Genomic DNA, 6397 nt, shown 5'->3' with positions numbered 1-6397 from the left:
GGGCTTGCGCGCCATCAGCAGCGCGGCCCCGAGCCCGGCGATGAAGCCGCCGAACCAGACGATCATCTCGACCGTGTCCAGCCACTGGGCAAGCGAGTCCGGACCGTCCGGCGCGCCGTCGACCAGGCTGGCGGTCAAGGTCAGCACCAGGCCGTGGGCGATCAGTCCGGGCCGCAGCGTGCGCAGGACCACCTCGCTAACCGCGTACAGCGAGCGGCGCAGCCGGCCCGGTGGAATGCGCGTCGCGCACAGGCGCGCGGTCAATCGGCGGGCACCCAGACACAGGACGAGCCATGCCGCCACCGCGGCGACGAAGATCGTCCACGCCCCGGCGGGTACCGAGGCCCACAACGCGCCGAGTTCGGCCCCGAACACGCGGGCACGTTCGAGGTCGGCGGCACTGTCGGTGCGCAGCGCGCGCCAGAACCCCGACTGCAGCAGCGACGGCACGCGCTCGCCGAGCCGGGCGCTCAGTTGAAGCCGTTGTGCGGCATTGGCATGGCGCAAGGTGCTCTCGGCCTGTCCGGCGAGGTCGTTCGCGACTTTCACCTGTCCGTCGATGGTGGCGACTTCGCGACCCAGCTGTGCGCGCAGCTGCGCCACCTCCGGCGTCTCCTTCACGTCCGCCTGCGGCGTGCCGAGCTGCGCCAGCCGCGTCTTCGCATCGTCCAGCCGCGGCTGCAGGGCGGACAGCGCCTGGTCGATGCGTGTCCGCACGCGTTCGACCTTGTCCTTGATGTCGCCCAGGTCCTCGGTCGTCAGTTCCTTGCCCGGCTTGGGCTGGGTCGCCTTGAGCTCCGTGCGGGCGAGGTCGAGCAGCTTCGCCGGATCGGTCGGTTCGGGCGCCGGGTCTTGCGCATGGGCAGGCAAGGCGGCCAGCGCGACCGCCGCGGCCACGCACAACAGCCATGTCGCGAAGATCCGCGGCACGCCCGCGGTCAGGTGCTTGATCCGTCGCATCGTGAGTCGTGAGTGGAGGTGCGCCAGGAGGGCAATCCGCCTGCCCGGGGGAACGTTTCGCTACATCGCCCTGCGATCGACTTTGGTCACTGGCCGTGGCCGGACGAAGCCCTAGGCTCCCTCCCGACCACCTTCAGGGAGAGAACACATGCTTGAGTTGCAAGTGGGGCCGGAATGGACGCAGAAGATCAGCCGGCTGCGCGACGCCTTGACCGACGACACCAACTTCATCCGCCGCGACAACAGCTTCTTCCGGCTGTGCCGCGACAACACCCGCAGCGTCGACATCGTCCTGAAGACCTCGCCGCTCAATCCGGGGACCAGCCTGCGGCTCAACATCCAGGAGCGCGATCTCTACATCCACTACATGGAAGGCCAACTGGTCTTCAAGGACGGCCAGTACCCCAAGGGCGTGCTGGAGACCCTCAACCCGACCATGGCGTCGCTGGACCTCGCGATCCAGCTGGTGAAGCAGGATCCGGTCGGCCAGATGGCGCAGCGCACCCTGATCGCGTTCTGCGTCGCGGAGTCCCTGCGCAGCGACACCGTCGCGATGAGCATCGATTTCATGATGAAGCAGTCGACCTCCACCGTGCGCGGACTGAATCCGTCCAGCGAGATGATCCGGCTGGTGCGCTTCGCCAGGCACTGGGGCAAGTCCAGCGACGAGATCCGCGGCGCCCTGTCGGAGAAGGGACGGGAGATCGCGCTCAAGCCGCAGGCGAGGCTCAGCGCCGAGGAACGCCGCTACTCGGAACGCGTGGCCTGGCATCGGATCGATGCCGGGCTCGCGGACGTCGCCGGGGGCGTCAAGGCCTTGAAGCTGCCGAAGTCGGACCGGACCCGCAAGGCCTAGAGGCGTCGGCGCGCCGGTCAAGGCGAACCGGAGCGGGGCGGGCGCTCTGCGTCCAAAGGACCGGCGATCCGTCGGGTTAGCACCCGCGCGGCGCCGGGGCGCGCGACCAGCGGGTAGAGTCACCCTCAACGTTCACGAGGACCTGCCATGACCAACGCTTCCTATCCCGACACCCGCCTGCTGATCGCCAACGAATGGGTCGATGCCGCCGGCGGCAAGACCATCGATGTGCGCAACCCCGCGACCGGCGCCGTGATCGGCAAGGTCGCGCACGCGAGCAAGGCGGACCTGGACCGCGCGCTGGAGGCGGCGCAGAAGGGCTTCGAGGCCTGGCGCAACGTGTCCGCGCATGAACGCGCGGCGACGATGCGCCGCGCCGCCGCGCTGCTGCGCGAACGCGCGCCCGAGATCGCCAGGCTGCTGACGCAGGAGCAGGGCAAGCCCGTGGGCGAGGCCAAGGTCGAGGTCCTCGCCGGCGCCGACATCATCGAATGGTTCGCCGACGAGGGACGCCGCGTCTACGGCCGCATCGTGCCCTCGCGCAATCTGGCCGCGCAGCAGCTCGTGCTCAAGGAACCGGTCGGACCCGTCGCCGCGTTCACGCCCTGGAACTTCCCCGTCAACCAGATCGTGCGCAAGCTCGGCGCGGCGCTCGCCACCGGCTGCTCCTTCCTGGTGAAGGCGCCGGAGGAAACCCCCGCATCCCCCGCGGCGCTGCTGCAGACCTTCGTCGACGCGGGCGTGCCCCCCGGCACCGTCGGTCTGGTCTTCGGCGATCCGCATGAAATCTCCAGCTATCTGATCCCGCATCCGGTGATCCGCAAGGTCACCTTCACCGGCTCCACCCCGGTCGGCAAGCAGCTCGCTGCGATGGCCGGCGCGCACATGAAGCGTGTGACGATGGAACTCGGCGGCCACGCGCCCGTCATCGTCGCGGAAGACGCCGATGTCGCCCTCGCCGTCAAGGCTGCCGGCGCCGCGAAGTTCCGCAACGCCGGTCAGGTCTGCATCTCACCGACCCGCTTCCTGGTCCACAACAGCCTCAAGGACGAGTTCACCGCCGCGCTGGTCAAGCACGCGCAAGGACTCAAGCTCGGCGACGGCCTCGCCGAAGGCACCACCCTCGGCCCGCTCGCCAACGAGCGTCGCGTCGTGGCCATGTCCAAGATCGTCGCGGAAGCCCGCGAGCGCGGCGCCAAGATCGCCACCGGCGGGGAACGCGTCGGGAACGCCGGCAACTTCTTCGCGCCCACCGTGCTGGCCGATGTGCCGCTCGACGCGTCCGTGTTCAACGACGAGCCGTTCGGACCCATCGCGGCCGTGCGCGGGTTCGATTCGCTCGAGGACGCCATCGCGGAAGCCAACCGGCTGCCGTTCGGCCTCGCCGGGTATGCGTTCACGAAGTCCATCAAGAACGCCCATCTGCTGGCGCAACGCATGGAGGTCGGCATGCTTTGGGTCAACCAGCCCGCCACACCGTCCGCGGAAATGCCGTTCGGCGGGGTGAAGGACTCGGGCTACGGCTCAGAAGGCGGGCCGGAAGCGCTGGAGGCCTATCTCAATACGAAGGCGGTCTCCATCCTGGGCGTCTGATTCCCCTCGCCACAGCCCGCCGGGTCTCGCCCCGGCAGGCGAGTTCCTTTGTCCGCCGACAAAGGAACCAAAACGGCTCTGACGACGCTCATATACGCTCGCTGTGTGGCCGTCGTCGCTCCCTCGCTCGGCTCGCGAGACTCCTCCAACGATGCCCTCAAACGGCAACGACCGGAGTCCTCGCACCCCCTCTCTCTACAGGCTTGCTCGCTTCGCTCGTCGCGCCAACCGAGCCTTCCAGCCTCACGCAACGAGACGCGGCCACCACACGGTGATCACCCCCTGCACGCAGATCCATCCCCACAGCAGCACCACCACTTCTCGCGTGGCGTGCTGCCGGGGCCGGATTAGCCCCGATCCGATCCGGGCCGCGTAATACAGCGCCAGCATCATCGCAACCGCGATCTGCAATCCCTGCAGGCTGTGCAACGCAGCCAGCGTGCCCGTCCACGCATCCAAGGTCGGCGGCCGCTCCGCCGGCCAGGCCGTCTGCAAGCCGCTGTAGAACGCCAGCACGGCCAGCCCGAACGCCGGCGCAAGCAGCGCCGCCCGCCACTTCGACACCGGCGCGCGCCGTGCGCCAAGCCCCGCCCACACGACGAAAACCAGGCTCAGCGCATAACCGAGCGTCTGCTGGAGCAGCATCCCCGAGCCCGCCAGTCCCACTCCCGGCGGCGGGCACACGTCCAGCTTCATCGCCGCATGCAGGTGCGCGAACGCCATCGACGCGAAGATCGTCGCCTCCACCACGATCAGGATCACCACGCCCCAGAACGACGGCGCCTGCCGCCCGGTGACCCCCATCGGCAGGATCACGCCGTCCGTCGCCTCGGCGTCCTCGAACGGCGGCGCACGATCCGTCTGCCACAACCACGCCCAGATCGCGACGACCGCCAGCACGCCGCCCGCCACCGTGCCGCTCACCTGCTTCACCGTCATCAGCAGGAAGAAGGCCGCCGTGCCGATCGCCGCCAGAAACGGCCACAGGCTGTCCCCGGCCAGCGTCACCACCCTCAGCGGATGCGCCTGCACGGGGCTGGTCAGCAGCGTCTCGCGACCGCCCGTGATCGAGCCCGGCAACCAGTGCACGCCGGCTTCGACCTCCTGATGCAGGGACGGGCGATGCCACAGCGGCTCGTGATGCTCGACATGCGGAATGCTGCGCGTGCCGTAAGCCTCGCTCGGCAGCCACTCCAGCGTCGAGGACCGCCACGGATCGTTGTGCGCCTGCTCCGGACCGCGCTGGCTGCGCACGAGGTCGATGACGAAGAGCAGCACCCCCGCGGCGATGATGAAGGCGCCGGCCGTGGAGAGCAGGTTCGGCAGCTCCAGCCCCAGTCCCGACGGATAGGTGTGCACGCGGCGCGGCATGCCCAGCATGCCGGCGATGTGCATCGGGAAGAAGGCCAGGTGGAAGCCGCCGAAGATCAGCCCGAACACCCAGCGGCCCGCGCGCTCCGACATCGCGCGGCCTTTCCACAGCGGGATCCAGTGGTACAGCGCCGCGAACATCGGCAGCACCATGCCGCCGATGAGCACGTAATGGAAATGCGCGACGACGAAGTAGGTGTCGTGCACCTGCCAGTCGATCGGCAGCAGCGCCAGCATCACGCCGGTCAGCCCGCCCACGACGAAGGTGACGAGGAAGCCGATGAGGAACCAGGTCGCCGTCGTCCACTGGAGCCGGCCGCGCCACAAGGTGCCGATCCACGCGAAGATCTGCAGCGCTCCCGGGATGGCGATGGCGACGCTGAAGATCGAGACCAGGCTCAGTCCCAGCCCGCCCAGGCCCGCGGTGAACATGTGGTGCAGCCACAGCAGGAAGCTCACCGCGCCGATCGCCACGAGTGCGGCGCTGACCGCGTGGCGGCCGATCAGCGTGGTCCGTGCCAGGGCGGGCACCATCGTCGACACCAACCCCGCCGCGGGCAGGAAGATGATGTAGACCTCGGGGTGGCCGAAGAACCAGAACAGGTGTTGCCACAGCAAGGGATCACCGCCGCGCGTGGCGTCGAAGATCGGCCAGTCGAAGGCGCGTTCGATCTCCAGCAGCGCCGTGCCCGCGATGACCGCGGGGAAGGCCAGCACGATCATCAGCCCGACCACCAGCATGGCCCAGGCGTAGACCGGCATGCGGCCCAGCGTCATGCCCGGCGCCCGCGTCATCAGGATGCCGGTGATCAGCTCGATCGCGCCCGCGATCGCGGAGATCTCGATGAAACCGATGCCCAGCAGCCAGAAGTCCGCATTCAGCCCCGGCGAGTACTTCGCGCTGCTCAGCGGCGGATACATGAACCAGCCCGAGTCGGGCGCCAGCTGCCAGAACAGCGTGGCGTAGAAAGCCAGCCCGCCGACCGCGTACATCCAGTACGAATAGGCCGACAGCCGCGGGAAGGGCAGGTCGCGCGCGCCCAGCATGTTGGGCAGCAGGAAGACGGCGATGGCCTCGACCATGGGCACGGCGAAGAGGAACATCATCACCGTGCCGTGCATGGTGAACAGCTGCTGGAAGACCGGCGCGCTGAAGAGGGTCTGCTCCGGCGCGGCGAGCTGGGCCCGCATCAGCAGCGCCAGCACGCCGCCCAGCAGCAGGAACACGAACGCAGTCGCGATGTAGAGCTTGCCGATGAAGACGTTGTTGACGCTGCCGATCACGCGCCAGCCCTGGGGCGGCGCCCACGCGGCGCGCAGCCGATCGAGCTCGCCGTCGGGCCGGGGCAGGCGGTTGGCGGGCCGCCTCATGGCGTGACCGCGACCAGCGGCCGATCGGATCCGCCGCCTGCCACGGGCGGCCCGGCCAGGAACGCCACCATGGCGTCGATCTCATCGGCGCGCAGGTGCTTGTACGACGGCATGCGTGCGCCCGGCTTGACCTGCTGCACGTCGGTGATCCATTGCCGCAGCGCGGTGCGCGGATCGCCGAGCGGGTCGCGGTTGCGCAGCGCGCCCGCGCCCAGCCACAGGCGGCTCGCGACATGGGTCAGATCG

Annotated in this window: 4 protein-coding genes and 1 pseudogene; 2 read left to right on the top strand and 3 right to left on the bottom strand. The window is 69.2% G+C overall.

Features of this window, described 5'->3' with window-relative positions; translation table 11 throughout:
• The coding region (locus VF536_RS09040; RefSeq protein ID WP_331614501.1) for a DUF3772 domain-containing protein at positions 1–960 on the bottom strand (960 nt) is incomplete at its 3' end.
• A gap of 148 nt (positions 961–1108) precedes the next feature.
• Here VF536_RS09040 and VF536_RS09035 point away from each other — a divergent pair.
• The gene (locus VF536_RS09035) at positions 1109–1816 is read left to right on the top strand and encodes a hypothetical protein (RefSeq protein ID WP_331614500.1); all 708 of its coding nucleotides are present in this window, start codon (positions 1109–1111) and stop codon (positions 1814–1816) included.
• Between the two features lie 147 nt (positions 1817–1963).
• A complete protein-coding gene (locus tag VF536_RS09030; protein ID WP_331614499.1) occupies positions 1964–3409 on the top strand; it encodes an NAD-dependent succinate-semialdehyde dehydrogenase in 1446 nt (481 codons plus the stop codon).
• A 243-nt stretch (positions 3410–3652) separates the two neighbouring features.
• Here the strand turns inward: VF536_RS09030 and VF536_RS09025 are convergent, their stop codons facing one another.
• Positions 3653–6151: a cbb3-type cytochrome c oxidase subunit I gene (locus tag VF536_RS09025; protein WP_331614498.1), complete on the bottom strand. Its 2499-nt coding sequence runs from the start codon at positions 6149–6151 to the stop codon at positions 3653–3655.
• A pseudogene (locus tag VF536_RS09020) lies at positions 6148–6397 on the bottom strand (hypothetical protein); the annotation flags it as partial. The pseudogene VF536_RS09020 and the gene VF536_RS09025, both read right to left, overlap by 4 nt.

The organism is Roseateles sp. (assembly GCF_036486225.1).
Lineage (GTDB): Bacteria > Pseudomonadota > Gammaproteobacteria > Burkholderiales > Burkholderiaceae_C > Roseateles.
Note: the sequence above shows the minus strand (reverse complement) of the source record. Positions and strands in the feature narration are given on the sequence as shown.

Bases quoted from the DNA above. Each gene is read 5' to 3' on its own strand.
- VF536_RS09035 (WP_331614500.1), top strand. From the start codon at position 1,109: ATGCTTGAGTTGCAAGTGGGGCCGGAATGGACGCAGAAGATCAGCCGG.
- VF536_RS09030 (WP_331614499.1), top strand. From the start codon at position 1,964: ATGACCAACGCTTCCTATCCCGACACCCGCCTGCTGATCGCCAACGAA.
- VF536_RS09025 (WP_331614498.1), bottom strand. From the start codon at position 6,151: ATGAGGCGGCCCGCCAACCGCCTGCCCCGGCCCGACGGCGAGCTCGAT.